At 70.8% G+C, this 15,488-nt stretch carries 12 protein-coding genes; 10 read left to right on the top strand and 2 right to left on the bottom strand.

Annotated features, from left to right (window positions below; genetic code table 11):
- Positions 1 to 802 precede the first annotated feature (802 nt).
- From BM249_RS08565 to BM249_RS08535, 7 genes are all read left to right on the top strand, one after another.
- Complete coding sequence (locus BM249_RS08565; protein WP_056459944.1) at positions 803 to 3,928, top strand: MobA/MobL family protein; 3,126 nt, start codon at positions 803 to 805, stop codon at positions 3,926 to 3,928.
- A gap of 282 nt (positions 3,929 to 4,210) precedes the next feature.
- Positions 4,211 to 4,855 carry a ParA family protein gene (locus BM249_RS08560; RefSeq protein WP_024830162.1) on the top strand — a complete coding sequence of 215 codons (645 nt, stop codon included), beginning with the start codon at positions 4,211 to 4,213 and terminating at the stop codon, positions 4,853 to 4,855.
- Positions 4,852 to 5,181 carry a hypothetical protein gene (locus BM249_RS08555; RefSeq protein WP_024830161.1) on the top strand — a complete coding sequence of 110 codons (330 nt, stop codon included), beginning with the start codon at positions 4,852 to 4,854 and terminating at the stop codon, positions 5,179 to 5,181. The genes BM249_RS08560 and BM249_RS08555 overlap by 4 nt, the downstream gene beginning before the upstream one ends.
- Positions 5,182 to 5,551: 370 nt before the next feature.
- Positions 5,552 to 6,619 carry a hypothetical protein gene (locus BM249_RS08550; RefSeq protein ID WP_143103723.1) on the top strand — a complete coding sequence of 356 codons (1,068 nt, stop codon included), beginning with the start codon at positions 5,552 to 5,554 and terminating at the stop codon, positions 6,617 to 6,619.
- A 458-nt stretch (positions 6,620 to 7,077) separates the two neighbouring features.
- Positions 7,078 to 8,031 (top strand): hypothetical protein, encoded by a 954-nt coding sequence (locus tag BM249_RS08545; RefSeq protein WP_056459954.1) that lies wholly within the window; start codon positions 7,078 to 7,080, stop codon positions 8,029 to 8,031.
- Between the two features lie 235 nt (positions 8,032 to 8,266).
- The gene (locus tag BM249_RS08540) at positions 8,267 to 9,634 is read left to right on the top strand and encodes an exodeoxyribonuclease VII large subunit (RefSeq protein ID WP_244528649.1); all 1,368 of its coding nucleotides are present in this window, start codon (positions 8,267 to 8,269) and stop codon (positions 9,632 to 9,634) included.
- A 23-nt stretch (positions 9,635 to 9,657) separates the two neighbouring features.
- Positions 9,658 to 9,864 carry a hypothetical protein gene (locus tag BM249_RS08535; protein WP_244528648.1) on the top strand — a complete coding sequence of 69 codons (207 nt, stop codon included), beginning with the start codon at positions 9,658 to 9,660 and terminating at the stop codon, positions 9,862 to 9,864.
- A 498-nt stretch (positions 9,865 to 10,362) separates the two neighbouring features.
- Here BM249_RS08535 and BM249_RS08530 read toward each other — a convergent pair whose 3' ends face one another.
- On the bottom strand, positions 10,363 to 11,037 hold the full coding sequence (locus tag BM249_RS08530; RefSeq protein ID WP_024830156.1) for a Crp/Fnr family transcriptional regulator: 675 nt from the start codon (positions 11,035 to 11,037) through the stop codon (positions 10,363 to 10,365).
- A gap of 185 nt (positions 11,038 to 11,222) precedes the next feature.
- Between BM249_RS08530 and BM249_RS08525 the strand changes: the two genes are divergently transcribed.
- The 3 genes from BM249_RS08525 (at position 11,223) to BM249_RS08515 (ending at position 14,541) form a co-directional block, all read left to right on the top strand.
- The gene (locus BM249_RS08525) at positions 11,223 to 12,023 is read left to right on the top strand and encodes a pentapeptide repeat-containing protein (RefSeq protein WP_024830155.1); all 801 of its coding nucleotides are present in this window, start codon (positions 11,223 to 11,225) and stop codon (positions 12,021 to 12,023) included.
- Positions 12,024 to 12,301: 278 nt separating this feature from the next.
- Positions 12,302 to 13,384 (top strand): YeiH family protein, encoded by a 1,083-nt coding sequence (locus BM249_RS08520; RefSeq protein WP_024830154.1) that lies wholly within the window; start codon positions 12,302 to 12,304, stop codon positions 13,382 to 13,384.
- Between the two features lie 65 nt (positions 13,385 to 13,449).
- Complete coding sequence (locus BM249_RS08515) at positions 13,450 to 14,541, top strand: molybdopterin-dependent oxidoreductase (RefSeq protein ID WP_056459962.1); 1,092 nt, start codon at positions 13,450 to 13,452, stop codon at positions 14,539 to 14,541.
- A gap of 13 nt (positions 14,542 to 14,554) precedes the next feature.
- Here the strand turns inward: BM249_RS08515 and BM249_RS08510 are convergent, their stop codons facing one another.
- Positions 14,555 to 15,439: a LysR substrate-binding domain-containing protein gene (locus BM249_RS08510; RefSeq protein ID WP_056459965.1), complete on the bottom strand. Its 885-nt coding sequence runs from the start codon at positions 15,437 to 15,439 to the stop codon at positions 14,555 to 14,557.
- Positions 15,440 to 15,488 lie beyond the last annotated feature (49 nt).

Genomic DNA, 15,488 nt, shown 5'->3' with positions numbered 1-15,488 from the left:
GCCGGGGATCGGCGACGGGCTCACGCGTGAAGGCGACCAGGACGCGCGGCCAGCCGTCAAGCTTCCGCTGATCCCATCGGAGCGCCGGATCGGCTGCCCGGGCCGCCTCAACGGATGGCCTGGGCAGCCCTCAAAATCCCGGAAAAGAACCCCGGAAGACGGCCGCCCCGACGGGCGACGGCCGGGCTTTGCCGTTCGCTCGGGCGCGCGAACCAAAGCCCGGCCGGGCCCCCGGAATGACATCGATCCCAGGAAGGACGATCCCCAAAAAGACGTTCCGGTTCGGCTCGGAGGTGCGAGCCGAACCGGAACAGGGCTTAGCTCCCCTAATCCAGAGCAGCCCGGCGGCCGCTCCCGATTAGGCGGCACCTGCGCGCCGGCTTCGACTTCCCAAACAAGGGCGGGCTGACCGGGCCGTCAGCCGCCGGATCGCGGTGCTCCGATCGGCTCGGCACGAGGCTGCCCAAGCCCGTCTGACACGTCCGCCGGTTCGCGGCCGGGTCGGGTACCAGCGACCTGTCCGAGCACGCCCAACGACGGCTCGGGATGCCTCGTGCGGCAGAACATCGCACAGCGCTGAATGCAATCTAGGGTAAGACATATAGCATCAGATCAATCTCAGATGGTTAGCGATTCCTTACAGCCAACCATTCCTTTCTTAAATCCAAGACGTCAGATCGATCTACCGAATCGAGCCACTCCGACCGAATCGCTCAATGCTTTTGTGCGCTTGATCGAATCGGTAGAGCCTGCCTAAGCTTGGCCATCTACTCTTGCCGGTGCTTGCCGGCGGCCATCGAACATGCCCGATCCGATCACCACGCACCCCTTCGTGCGCGGCGTCCTCGCGTCGCTCTGCCACGACGCGGACGGCCCGCTCATGCCCGAACACGGCCTCGGCCGCGCTCGCCTGCCGGAGACGCTGCGGCACCTCTATCGTGCGCCGGGCGTGCGCTTCGCCGGCCGCGGCGGGCGCGAGCGCCCGCTCTCGCGCGACGGGGCGGTGACCTGCCACTTCTCCCAGACCTCGGTCTCGAAGACCTCGCCGATCCTGGCGAGGATCCGGGCCGCGAAGGCCGGCCGGTGCTACCAGGGATCACGCGCCGTCGCGCACGAGGCGTATATCGAGCGGCCGGGCGCCGCCGAGCGGCTCGGGCCGGCCCGAAGCCGACGCGCCACCGGCCGCGACGGTCGCGAGCAGCAGGCCTACCTCGAGCGCGACGGAGCGGTCGAGGCAGATCCGGACGCCGCCCTCGCGCTCGCCTCGTTCGGCACGATCGGCGACACGCCCGAGGAACGAGCGCGGTTCTGGACGCTCGTCGAGGAGAGCGAGCGCTCGGCCCGGGGCGACCGGATCAGGATCGCGCCTGGGCGTGACCCGGACTGGTGGGCACGGGCACTCTCCGCGATCGACGCGGCACCGGAGGCGGCCCGGGCCACGCTGCGGGCGGCGGGCCCGCAGCGTTCGGCTCCCCTGACGCTGACGCTTCCGACCGAGGACGCCTTCGCGCTGTGGCGCTGGGCCATCGGCCTCGGCGCGGACGCGCCGGTCGCGATCGCGCCGGGGCGCGGCGGGCGCATCCAGACCCGGATCATCGCCGAGCTGCCGCACGAGATCGACGCCCGTCAGCGGCTGGCCATCGTCGAGGCCTTCACGGGCAAGCTCGAGGCCAAGGGTTTTCCCTACTGGGCGGTGGTGCACGCGCCCGACGAACGCAACGACGCGCGCAACGTCCACGTCCACATCGTCTACTACGACCGCCCGGCGCGGCAGATGCCGCATCCGGACACGGGCGCACCGAGCTGGGACTTCGCGATCACCTGCGAGAGGCGGCGGGCGAACCGCACCCGGGTGCTGACGCGGCCCTACCGGCAGCCCAAGGATCGCGCCAGCCACGACCGCACTTGGATTGGAGAGCTGCGCGCGAACTGGGGCGCGTGCTGCAACGCGGTGCTGGCCGAGGCGGGGATCGCCAAGCGCTACGACCTGCGCGCCTACGCCACGATCGGCATCGGGCAGGCGCCGGGCGTGCACATCCCGGCGCGCCAGTACAACAAAGAGCGCAAAGGCGCCCTGACCGAGGCGGGGGCCGACCTCGCCCGACGGCAGTGGCAGGCCGAGGCGGACCGCATCCTCGAGGCGCGGGCCGCGGCGACCGGGACCCAGATCGACCTGTTCCTGCAGCGGGGCCGGCAGGCCGAGTTCGCCGTGCCGAGCCGAGGAGCGGGCCAGTCCAACGCTGCAGCCCGCGCCGGCATCGGCGACCCCGGCGAACCGGTGCGGGCACTGATCCGGCGCGGGCTGGCTCTCGTCGTGGAGATCGGCCGGCTCGAGCTCGCGCGGGATCTGGCCCGGCTCGTCTGCGCGCGGACCCTGTCCCGGCCTCGCCTGCTCCTGGCGGCGAGAACGGTGCTTAAGCACGCTCGGGGCGCGAAGGCCGATCCGGGCGGGATCACCGGGGAGGATCCCCCGGTGCCGGAGGGCGCGCCCTTCGGTCTGGCGCGCCGGAGCGCGCTCGCCGGGCTGTGCGAGCGGCTCGACCGGGGGGCGGGACAGCTCGCTGCGGCCTACGAGGCGCGGATCGCGGACGCGTCCGGTCGGCTCGACCGGATCCGCGCCGACCTCTCCCTTGCCGGGCGAACGCCACTCATGGATTCGGCGCGGGCGGGATCGGGCTCCGCGGAGGGCCCGGATCTGGCGATCACCACTGTTCCGATCGATCCGGTCCCGGAGGCTGAGTTCGCCGCACGGGTGCGGGCGAGCCTCGAGCCCGCCACAGCGGTGCTCTGGCATCGGTACGACGTGGGCGTGCTGCAGACGACGGAGGCTGTCACCAAGGCACCGTCGCCGGCGATCGCCTCGATCATGCCGACACCGAACCTGCGGCCCGCGACAAAACCACCGACAGAGCCGCCGGCTCCGGTCGCGCCGGTCATTACTCCCGCTTCGTCCTGGTCGGACGCCGTCGCGCGTGCGGCGGAGCGGCATGGCAAAGCTCAGGTCGATCCGATCCCAGCCCTGCGGCCTCTACAGCCCCAGTACGAACTCGCCCGACCGCCCTTCGCCAGCCTCGGCGGGGCTCGCCGCTCGAACGGTGCGCCGCTGACGCCGGCCGCTCCTCGCCCCAAAACCGATCGTGCGGGCGCAGAGGCCGCGGATCCGGGCGGAGGTCAGCCGCTCGCGTGGACGCCCGAGGCGCGTCGTGCCTCTTCGCTGACCGCCTCGGCCATGCCGGCACCCCTGCCTGCACCGGAGGCCGCGCGCGCGATCGTGGCAGAGAGCGGTGCGCCGAGCGCCGCCACAACGCCGGCAGCCCCGCCCGCGGCCGCGCCGATGTCCGACAAGACCGCGGTGCCGCCGGCGGTGCCCGTGCCGGCACGACCGGATTCCGAGGTCACGGACACCACGTCGGCTCCGGTCGCCGTCGCGGTCGAGACTGACGCCCCGTCCAAACCGGCCGAGCCGGCCCCGGCCCCGGCAGAGATCGTAGCTGGTCCGGCCACCGCAGACACGAAGCCCAGTCCGATCCAGTCCCCGCAGGTCGGGACGCCGGCAATCCGGATTGAGCCCGAGCTACAGCTCCCGGCGCTCCAGCTCGAGCGGGCGGCGCAGGTGCGAGCGGAGAGATCCTCCACCGCCGACGAGTCGATCACGGACCGGGTGGCGACCGGGCCGCAGCAGCGCAACGACGAGGACGATGCGCCATGGCCCGGGCCGCCGCAGGACGGAGCGCCGGACCCGGCGCCTCGGGTCGCCCCGCCGGCCCGCCCGCCGGCCGAGGCCCCGCCGCTGCGCGTGCCGCTCTCGGCCGTCCACGGCGCGGACGAGGCTGCCGCGACCGGCGAGCGTCGCGCGTCTCGGCGGCAGCACGCACCACAGCCAAAGCGAAACGGACGCGACCGCGGCGGTCGCGGGATCGGAGACTGAGATAGTGAACCCCCGTACCCGTCGGACCCGACATCGCCCGCCCGCCTCGCACCCGGCGAGCGGCCGGCCCCGCACGACGAGGCTGCAACGTCATGGCGCTGTGAGGCCAGGATGCCGTAGCGCTGCGATGCCGTGGCGCCACGACACCGGGACGCCAGGGCGCTGGCGCATCACGATGCCCTGGCGCTGCAGCGCCGTGACGCCGTGGCGTCGCGATGCCGAAGCGTCGGGGCGCCGTGATGCGGCAACTCTGGATCTGCCCGTGCGCGGGGGGCCGTCGTGATGGACGTCCTCGCGATCGCCACCCAGAAGGGCGGCTCCGGCAAGACCACGGTTGCCGTCAACCTCGCGGTCGCCGCCCATCAGGCCGGGCGGCGGGTCGCCGCCCTCGACCTCGACCCGCAGGGCTCGCTCGCCGCCTGGGCCACACGCCGTGCTGCGGACGATCCGGCCGTCGATCATCTCGGACTCGAGCGGGTCGGGCAATTGCCCGAGATCCTCGCCGCGCTCGCGCGACGCGGCTTCGACCTCGTCGTCCTCGACACCGCCGGGGCCCTGAGCCCCGCGGCCAACCAGGCGCTGCGCGCGGCCCATCTCGTCCTGGTCCCGGCCCGGCCGACCCTGCTCGATCTCCTCGCCACCGAGCCGACGCTGCGCGCGCTCGCCCAGATCGGCCTCGCCGCGCGCGTGGCGCTCGTTCTGAGCCAGTGCCCGCCGCAAGGGGGGGCGCGCACCGCCGGCTACGCCGAGCGCCTGCGCCGCTGGGGGCATCTCGCCGAGCCGCCGCTGACCCAGCGGGTCGACCATCAGGACGCGCTGCTCGGCGGGCAGGCCGTCACCGAGTTCGCGCCGGCCGGCAAGGCGGCGGCCGAGATCCGCGCGCTCTGGGCCTGGACCGCGCAGCGCCTGACGGAGATGCCGCGATGAGCGATCCGACCCGGCCCCCGCGGAAGCGGCTCGACCTGCTCGGCAGCCTGGACGATCTGGGGGGGGCACCGCCCGGCTCCGGCCCGTCGGCCATTCCGGTAGAGCGCCGTCCGGCGGAGCGGAGCGAGGTGTGCCCGGCCCCGGGCCGAGGCTCCGCGGCGACGCGGCGCACCTCGGTCTACCTGTCCGCGGCGATGCTGCGGCGGCTGAAGGAGCTCGCGCTCGCCCGCGACTGCAAGGTCAACGACCTGCTGGTCGAGGGCGCGGAGGCGGTCCTGCGCGAGAGCGGCCACCTGCCGTCCCCGGTCCACCGGGACACGAGCTGACCCCGCTCAGGCCTCGATCCCGAGCGCCCCGGCATCACGACGCCTCGATGCCGTGACGCTCCGGCATCGTGACGCTTCGGCATCACGGCATCTCGGCGCTCCAGCATCACGGCGCCTCTGCAGCCGCGAGCGCTCCGGCGTCTCACCCCGGAGGCCGGACGAAGACCGCCCCGCCTCCAGCCTCGATCCTCAGCGCCACGCCCCGCCGGCCGGCCCCATCCCCGGGTGCTGCGATGCCGGGACACCCACCATCCCGCAGCATGAGCACAAGGAACCCACGATCATGTCGAACAAGCGCCAGATCTACGATCCCAACATCGATCGGGATCACTCTCGACCCCCAGCGGCCATCGCATCGGTCCTCGATCACATGCGCGAGGGCGTCGCGAGCCAGCGCTTCCGCTTGGCCCTTGTGGGCGCGAAGCCTTCGAAGGCCGCCACGGCGACAGCGGACCGGCACGCCGTAACGGATGGCGGTGTCGGGCAGCCACCCCGCGACGTTGCAGCACCCACTGGCTCCGAGGCATCGCGCCGCCATGCGGCGCGGGACAGCTTGAACGCGCGGATGCGCCCGATCCTCTACGCACTCGCGCAGAACGCCGGTCTCGACCCGGCTGTCTGGAAGGCGCGCCTCGATGCTCCGATGCCGTTGACCGATCCCGAGATCGTGCGTGCCCTGCCCGAGGTGTTCGCCTCCGACGCCTTCCGCGATGCCCGCGCGGCCTGCCGCGACCTCACCCTGCTGCCGCCTGAGCAGCGGCCATTCGCCGAGGCACCGTTCGATCTCGGCTTCCGCGGGCGTCCACCGGCGCAGATCGTGGAGCATCATCCCTGCTGGGACCTCCCGTTGGTGCCGGGCGCCCGGGCGCTGGAGCGCTGGACCATCGCGGATGTCGCCGAGTGGATGAAGAACTGGCCGCCCAAGCCCTCGAGGCCGAAGACACCGCTCGATCTCTGGGACGCGCCCACCGCCGATCTCTGGCTGCGCCGGCACACGCTCGCCGAGGGCCAGGACGCGGACAGGAGGAATCTGGTCGTCGCCTTTCGGGCCGGACGAACGCGGAAGGGCCCACTCGAGGTGCTGGCCGGGCTCCGCGGCGACGCCCTGCTCGTCTTGACCGATTCGGTGCTGTGCGAGCGCCTGCGTCGCGAGGTGATGGCCGTGCTGCTGCAGGATCGCGCCGATCTGATCCATGTCGGCCTGGACATGGTGGCGTGCGGCTACTTGAGCCTGGCCGGCCTGCGGGCGGCACTCACCGTTCATGACGAGGCACGCGACAAGACCGTGTTGGAGACTTTCGCCTGGAACGCCGACTGGATGGGCGAGTGGATCGTCGAGCGGAGCTGGTGGCTGATCAGCCGGTACGATTGGCCCCAGCTCTGCCCGTCTCATGCCGGGCCAGGACCGAGTGAGGCGGTGACCGGAACGGAAGCTTGAGTCAGACGCCTGTCGATCCGAGCGATGAGATGAAGCGGGGGCTGCCGGATCGATGGGATCCGGCAACTGGGATTGGGGTACGACGCCGAGACGGATGGCGCTGCGTTACGCGTCGGCAGGGTGGGTGCGTTGGACAACACGTAAGGACCAATGCCGGTTGTGCGGCAAGGACTTGTCCCTGCGTTGGACAACACACGACGGGCTGGACAATGGCGTGCTCACTGGAGCCGGTGCCGCCGGGGACGCGGTACCGGCTTGGGTGGGGGATCGGTGACGATCGAGGACGGGAACAGGCGAGGACGAGAACAAGGGTGGGGAAGCAGGGCGAAGGCACCTTCGCTCGAAACCCCGGAATGACCTGACGACGGGATGACGGAGGGCGACGCTCGTACAGCGTCCGCTCGAGGTCGGCGAGGCTCCTTCGATCCCCTGACCCCGCATCACGAAAGTCTCCCACCATGACAGATCACGACGCGCCCTCCGGCGCGAACGAGCCCGGCTGCTCGCTTGCCCCGACCGGCCTGTGGGTCCGTGCCCAGGTCCGGCAATCGCGCCGGCACCGGGACGGGCTGCTCCTCGCGCTCGAGCCGCTCGATCCGCATCGCCCGGGTCGGCTCAGCGCCGTCCTCTCCGGCTCCTTCCTGCGCCAGATCGAGGCGGCCTCGGGCGTCCTGCTCGACCCGGACCACCTCGTGGGCGAGCACACCCTGCTGCTCACCCTGGTGGTCGATCCGCTGCTCGGCCTGACCGGGCAGGTGCTCGGGCTCGAGCGCGGCGCGTTCCTCCAGGCCTGGCGCGAACAGGACGCGACCGCGCAGGCCGCGCTCCAGGCGCACGGTCTCTGGGAGCGCCAGCGCAAGCTGCCGGCCCCGCACAAGCTCCGACGGGTCGTGCTGATCGAGCCCGACGACGGCACGCCGCACCCGCTCGGAGCGACGCTCTCCCGCTGGTACGAGCAAGGTCTGCTCGAGCTGATCCGCCTGCCCGTCGCTTACGAGGAGCCGGGCTCGGTCGTTGCGCTGCACGAGGCCTTCGGGGCGGTGTTCGACCAATGGGACTGGGGCACCCTCGACGCGGTCGTGGTCGAGCCAGGCCTCGGCTTCGCCCACCGCGTGCTCTCGGACGAGGGGTTGATGCGCCGCATCGCGGTGCTGCCGGTGCCAGTGCTGTTCCGCCGGGCCGGCGCGCCGACCCTTCTCGACGGCGTGGCCTTCCGCGCCTGCGGCACCGCCGAGGCGCTGCTCGCCGATCTCACCGGGATCCTGCGCGGCGAACTCCGCACCGGGGGCTACGCCCGCCTCACCGCGATCGCCCGCGCGCTCGGTCCAGATCCAGCCGCGCCAGTGCCTGCTTCAGTGTCCGACGCTCCCCCCGATCCGAGCCCCGCCCGTCAGGGCCCGCTGTTCGACTGACGCCGTCCCAATGTCGATCCGGCTGCCCGTTTCCGGGCGGCCGGACCCAATCCTCTCAGGCAGATCGTCTCACGCTGCTCCTCGACCCTCCGCACGCGAGCCCGTGCGCTAGCGACACCCTCACCCCAACACGGATCCCGACACCCCCATGCGCCATCACAGATTCCACCACGGGCCGGACGCACCGCCCCGACCGCCGCGCCCGGCCTCACTGCCGGACGGCGCCCGCCGAAGCTTGCCCGATGCGAACGATGCGGTTCACGCCGACGCGGCGGTCGTCGGCGAGCTGCGCGACCTCATCGGCTGGCTGCGCCAGCGCCTGCGCGGCGAGCACACGGTGCGGGCCAGCGTGCTCACCGCGGAGCCGAATGGGCCCGACAGCTATCTTATTCTGCTCGGCGAGGCCGAGGCCCGCCTCACCAACGATCCGCCCCGGCTGAAGGCCCGGCTCGACGCGGCCGAACTCGCCCAGATCCGAGCTGAGCACGGTTCGGACTTCGATCCCGCCGGGCTCGTCAACCGCACGGTCACGCTCAGCTTGCGCACCAGCCTGCGCCAGCGCTTCGGCCGCGGGGCTGGCGTCCAGGCCAAGGTCATGGCCTTGCTCTCCGTCGGCCAGGTTCCGCTCGAGGCCGATCTCGACCGCGAGCGCACGCTGCAGCGGCTCCGCCTGGAGGGGCGGCGCTTTGGACCCGAGACCTGGAGCGAGCCGGAGGATCCCTACCAGATCGCCCTCGTCGTCTCCGAGCACGGCGAGGTGCGCCGCGACGTCGAGCACGTGCTCCAGCCGCTGGAAGAGGCCGGATTGATCCGGATCCACCGGGTCTGGGCGATCTTCGAAGGCGCGGGGGCGGAGCGCTCGCTCGCCGAGGCCTTCGCCCGGGTGGCGGGCCTGCAGCGGGAGCACAGCCTCTCCGCGACACTGGTTTGCCGGGGCGGCGGACCGGTCGAGGCGTTCCGGCCTCTTAACGCCTTCGGGACAGCGAACGCGGCCGCGCACCCTGAGGTTCCGAACCTGATCACCGGCCTCGGCCACGCCGGCTCGCCATGCACCGCGCTCGATGTGGTGGCGGCGCGCTCGGAACCGACCCCGACGGCGGCGGCGATGCGGGTGCGCCAGCTCGTCGAGCGCACCGGGGCCCGGGCCGAACGGGCGCTGGCCGACCTCGATGCCGCGATCGAGGCGGAGCTGAAGGCGGCGGGCCGCATCATCCTGGCACGGGCTTCAGCTACCTTCGATCAGACGCTGCGCGATCTCGCCGATCTGGCCGATGATCGGCTGAGTCAGCTCGGCCAAGCGGTCGAGCAGAGCCTGCTCGCCAACCTCGCCACAGCCACCGGTGTCAACGCGAAGTCCGCGTCGGGCGCCAACACCGCCGGGACCGACCCTCTCGATCAGGCTGCCCTGCTCGACGAGACCGGGGAGGACGTTCTCCTGAGCGATGCGCTGACGCTGGTGATCGCGGCCGGGACAGGCCGGGTCGTCACCATGGCTGAGCAGGCCCGCGCGGCGGCAGAGCTGCTGCTGCACTTCCCGGACGGCGTCGTGCCCGCCCGGGTCGAAGCCCGGCCCACATCCACACGCTACGCAACCACCCACTGACCCATCACGAGAAGAACCCCATCATGACCACGACCCGTACCGACATGACCGCTGCACACGAGACGCGGAGCTTCCTCTCGGCGGTGAGGCGCATCGAGGCACTGACACAGGAGATCCGCCGCGAGGGTCTCGGCGCGTTCGAGAAGGCGGAGGCCGCCTACACCGAGGTCGAGCACCTGCGCGCCGTGCTGACCACGCGCATCGCTGACCTCCGTCGGCGCAACGCGTAGTTGGGATCAGCGCAACCGCCGAGGCTCAAGGTGTCGGCGGTGGCGCTTCTGTGATCAAAGGCGAGGAGGCCGTTTCCTTCGGATGCGATGCCGCACAGGCATGGGTACGGTACCAAACCCCGTGCGAACACATCAGACGGCAGCCCCATGAACCGAAACCTCGGTTCGCAGCGGAAGGGGCTGCTACGGTAAATCCTGCTCAGTCGAGGGTCGGACCGAGCCAAGCCGAACACCACCTGTCCACTCTGGAACGTGGCCTGCGAGAATGCGGACATTCGGCACGGCCCAAACGGATGCCTCAGTTTGACCCATTGCAGACGGTCGGAATGTCCGCTTCCAGGCAGTTCAATGGACACGGTTCGGCAACTTCTGGCCAGTAGTGGCCTGTCTGCTCTGGGGAGGGCTTGCCAAAAAGAGCAGACAAGGTCCTGCCGAACCAACCCAGTCGTAAAGCTCGATTGGCGTCGGCCTCAAAAATGGACACCAGCACGCCGCCAGTCACCGCCGCCCTGCGGCCTCCAAGCGGGTCCGGTCAACAATCTCGACCGCGCCTCGACGAAGTTCGATTAGGCCCGCCTCGGCCCATTGTGCCAGGATGCGGCTCACCACCTCGCGCACGCTGCCGACATCGTCCGCGAGTTTCTGATGAGTCACCGCGGCGACGCCCCGCGGATCAGCCTCGGCCAGGAGCCGTTGCGCGAGGCGCTGCTTCAGCGGTGCGAACGCGACCTCGTCGATCAGCGTGAACAGGCCGGACATCAATCGCGTGTAATCATCCATGACGAAGCTGCGGAACGCCGCGCTGTCGCCCATCAGGTGCTGGAACGTGCTGTCCGGCAGGGCCGCGAGCTCGGTCCGCTCCTCGGCCACGCTCTGCGCTGGAAAGGTGCCGCCAGACAGGAGACACTGGGTGGTCAGGGCGCAGGTGCCACCCGGGCCAACCTTGTAGATCAGCACCTCGCGTCCGCCCTCCGACATCCGGAAGATCCGCGTGCGTCCCTCCAGGCACATCAGGTAGTTGGCACACTCGCCATTCAGTTCGTAGGCGATGGCGCCTGCATCCAGCACCGGGAAATGCACGGTTCCCCGAGCGATCTGAAGGTGCGCCGGGCTGAGAGCCTGTAGGAGCGGAAACCGATCGATCCACCGCTCGACCTTCTGGGCATCCGTCATGGCTGGCGTGGTCCCCCGGCCATGACGACGGGTTGATCGTCCGGCGCGCGTTGCGCTTTTCTCCCGCCGCGCCGGATTTGTGTGACCGGGGTCACCGACCGGGTGCAGCGGCCCGGCATAGCATCGCGACACAACGAACACGATAAGGGTGCCCGCCATGCGTGGCGCCCGCCGGGAGTAAACCGATGCGCCGTTTCGCCCTCAGCTTCATGCTCGCCGTCTTCGCTGCCGGCCCTGCCGCGGCCGAACAAGATCTGCTGCTCGGTGCCGATATGTCCTCACCCGCCATGACGAAGGCCGAGATGAGCCGCGCCGACGTCGAGGCGATGATCCAGGACGCGAACGGAAAGCCCATCGACCTGCACGACAAGGCGCTGTCGGGGCTCGATCTCTCGGGGCTGAATCTCCGGGGCGTCAACTTACGCACTGCGCGCCTGAACAAGGCCAATCTGCGCGGCGCCGATCTCAGCGGCGCAAACCTCGAACAGGCATGGCTCCTGAAGGCAGACCTTTCCGGCGCCAAGCTCGCAGACGCGAAGATGTTCGGCATCACGGCGCGGGACGCCAACCTCAGCGAGGCCGACCTCAGCCGGTCCATGCCCATCGGCGATTTCAAGGGCGCCAACATGAGCGGCGCCACGCTGGTCGATCTCAAGGGCGGAGCCGACATCAAGAATCAGTCCATGGGTCTGATGCGGGCGGTGTTCACCTCGGTGAACCTGTCGGGCGCGAACCTCAGGGGAGCCAACCTCGGCCGGTCACGCCTGGAGTATGCGAATCTCAAGGATGCCGATCTCACCGGCGTGGTGCTGATGGGATCGGACTTGTCCGGGGCCAATTTGACTGGTGCTACGGTCACGGGCGCGGACTTCAAGAACGTCGACGTCAGCGGTGCCCGGCTGATCAACCTCAAGGGTCAGTCCGAGGCCAAGGACTGGGCGGAGAGGGTGAACATCGACCGTGCCGTCACTCAGGCATCCAATTGACGCGCCCGTTCACCGACCTGACGGCCCGCCGCTGACCTCAACGGCTTGTGTCTCCGGAGACCCAGTCAGCGGGGATCTGCAACGTTCCTTGCATATCAGCGAAGCCACAAACTCGGGTTGCCCGATCGACAAGGCTCGCTTCAGTCCGAAGCACGACGTTCGTCGTCGCCAGCCAAATCATCGCATCATGTGATCAAAACGATCGATACGTTCCGTTGGAGCGAACGAATGGATGCGGTCATGGTCGTAGCAGATCCATTCCACGAGGTGCACGCACCATGCCCGCAGCAGCATTTCTCCGATCACGCGCGCTTGCCCTGCCTTCCATCCTGCCCGGCCTGAGCCTTTGCCTCGCGGTGACGGGCGTCGCCCTCGGGCTGGAGAGGGTCGAGAAACATATCTTCGGCCGTGCGTGGCTGGAGGCTCTGGTCCTCGCCATCGTGCTGGGCACGGCCGTCCGCACGGCCTGGAGCCCAGGTCGGCGCTTCGTTCACGGTATCGCGTTCGGCGCCAAGACCGTCCTGGAAATCGCCGTCGTCCTGCTCGGCGCCTCGCTCAGCCTCGGGACGCTGCTCGCGGCCGGGCCGGGGCTTCTCGTCGGCATCGCGGTGGTGGTGGCTCTCGCCATCGCGGCGAGCTACGGCATTGGCCGGGCTCTCGGGCTGGCCCCGCGTCTCGCCATCCTCGTGGCCTGCGGCAACTCGATCTGCGGAAACTCGGCGATCGCGGCGGCGGCCCCGGTGATCGACGCGGACGGCGAGGACGTCGCCTCGTCCATCGCCTTCACCGCCGTGCTCGGCGTTCTCGTCGTTCTCGGCTTGCCCCTGCTCGTGCCCCTGCTCGGCCTCTCGCCGATGCAGTACGGCGTGCTCGCGGGGCTGACGGTCTACGCCGTGCCGCAGGTTCTCGCCGCAACCGCGCCGGTGGCCGCCCTCAGCGTCCAGGTCGGCACCCTGGTCAAGCTGGTCCGCGTGCTGATGCTCGGGCCGGTGGTCCTGGCTCTCTCGCTCGGGATCGGCCGGCTGCGGGCGGAAACGGACGCGACCGTACCGTCCCAGGCGGTCGATGAGCGCCCCGCCCCGGGCCGGATGCCGCTGCACCGGCTGGTGCCGTGGTTCATCCTAGCCTTCCTGGCCCTGGCGGGTCTTCGCTCGGCGGGGCTCGTTCCCGAAGGGGCTCTGCACCCCATGGCCGCGACGGCGAACGCGCTGACCATCGTGTCGATGGCGGCCCTCGGCCTCGGCGTCGACGTGCGCAGCGTCGCCAAGGCGGGACCGCGCGTCACCCTGGCGGTGGTCGCTTCGCTCGCCGCCCTCACGGCCGTGAGCCTCGGGCTGATCCGCCTGCTCGGCATCGCCTGACAGAGGCCTGCCACCTGGCGCGTCCGCGCGCGTTGAGCTCCGACCTTCTGCGATAGAGACACCCGATGTCGAGCTTGACCGAGCGTATGGCGCGCCTGATCGTTCATGGGGAGCGCCCCTACAACGCCGAGCCGCCGCTGACTCGCCTGCGGGCCCGTTACCGGACCCCTGCGGAAGACTTCTACGTCCGCTCCCACGGCGACCTGCCGGAGATCGACCCCGCCACATGGCGTCTGTCCATCGACGGCGCGGGTGTCGGCCCCCTCGATCTGTCGCTGGCGGATCTGCGCGCGCGTTTTCCCGAGGCGACCGTCACGGCCACGATGCAGTGCGCCGGCAACCGCCGCGCCGATATGCGGGCGGTGGCCCCGGTCTCGGGCGATCCCTGGGACGGCGGCGCCATCGGGACGGCGGACTGGACCGGAATCCGCCTCGGCGACATCCTGCGTGCGGCGGGCGTAGCGCCGGGAGCGAACCTCCACTCGGACCTCCACGTGGCCTTCGAGAGCCACGATGTGGTCGAGGGCCAGTTCTACGGCGTCTCGATCCCGCTCGCCAAGGCGGTCGCCGACGAGACGCTGCTGGCCTTCGCGATGAACGGGGCCCCGCTGTTGCCCGAACACGGCTTCCCCGTGCGAGCCGTCGTGCCGGGCTTCGCAGGCGTGCGCAGCCCGAAATGGCTGAAGCGCATCACGGTGCAGGACCACCCCTCGACCAACCCGATGCAAGCCGACGACTACAAGCTGTTCCCGCCGGACGTGACGGCCGAGACCGCCGATCCGGCGAAAGGCCACACCATCGAGACGATGCCGCTCAACGCCGCGATCTGCGAGCCCGCACGCGGAGCCCGGCTCAAGATGGGCGAGACCACCGTCCGCGGGTACGCCATCGCGGGAGACCGGGCGGTCGTGCGCGTCGATGTCTCAAGCGATGGCGGTCGGTCCTGGCATCAAGCCGTGCTGGAACACAAGGCCGGCGCCCCCTTCGCCTGGACGTTCTGGGAGATCGTGCTGGACCTTCCGTCCGGCGAGCGCGACCTCGTGGTGCGCGCCTGGGACGCCGCTGGGCAGACCCAACCGGCGCGGCCGGACGAGACGTGGAACTTCAAGGGCTATCTCAGCGCTTCCTGGCACTGTGTGAGGGTCGAGGTCGCCTGAGTTCCGCGACGGATCAAGGAGCGGCACGGATCAGGTCGAGCAGCGCGTCGGCGGCGCGGCTGCGGTAGCGCTCCTTGTGGCGCAGGACCCGGAAGGTCCGCGTCGGCAGGGCGAAGGGCACGGCGACGAGCGCTCTGGTTCGCAGCGAGGGTCCGACCACCGCTTCGGACAGAACGCTTGCCCCGGCCCCTGCCACGACGGCGGCGAGGACCGCCTCGTTCGACGGCAGTTCGAGGGCAACCGTGAGTGCGTCCGGTGCGATGCCCAGTGCGGTGATCGCCGCCTCGAAGGCGGAGCGCGTGCCCGATCCGGGTTCGCGCAGAACCCAAGAGACTGACGCGAGATCGGATCGTCCCGGCCGCGCGCATGCGGCCAACGGGTGGCCGGGCGAGACCACGAGGACCAGCCGATCCTCGGCGATCGGGGCGCTCGCGAGGCTGCCGTCGTCGATCGCGCCCTCCACGAAAGCGAGTTCCGCCGTCCCCGCCCGGACCGCCTCGGCGGCCTCTGCGGTGTTGCCGATGCCGAGCCGCAGGACGATGTCGGGATAGGCCGCCCGGAAGGCGACGAGGTGCCGGGGAAGCCAGTGGCTGGCGATGGTCTGACTCGCCTGAATGGCCAGCGTGCCGCGCCGCATGCCGCTGAGGTCCGCGAGCACGAGTTCGGCCGCTTGGGCGCGGGCGAGCACCGCGCGAGCCTCGCCGAGAAAGACGCCGCCCGCCTCGGTCAACTCGATGCCCCGGCCGACCCGGTGGAACAGCTTGACGGCGTGCCGGCTCTCCAGGGCGTTGATGGCGGCGCTGACCGCCGACTGGACGAGGTTCAGCGCCTCGGCCGCCCGCGTGACGTGCTGGCGCTCGGCGACCGCCACGAAGATGCGCAACTGGTCGAGGGTCATGGCGTCTCGGGCTCGGCGGAGGCCTTGGCCGGCGTGGTCCGGCAGGGTT

Source organism: Methylobacterium gossipiicola, from assembly GCF_900113485.1.
Classification (GTDB): domain Bacteria; phylum Pseudomonadota; class Alphaproteobacteria; order Rhizobiales; family Beijerinckiaceae; genus Methylobacterium; species Methylobacterium gossipiicola.
The sequence above is the reverse complement of the archived record's forward strand: the minus strand, read 5'-3'. Positions and strand labels throughout refer to the sequence as shown.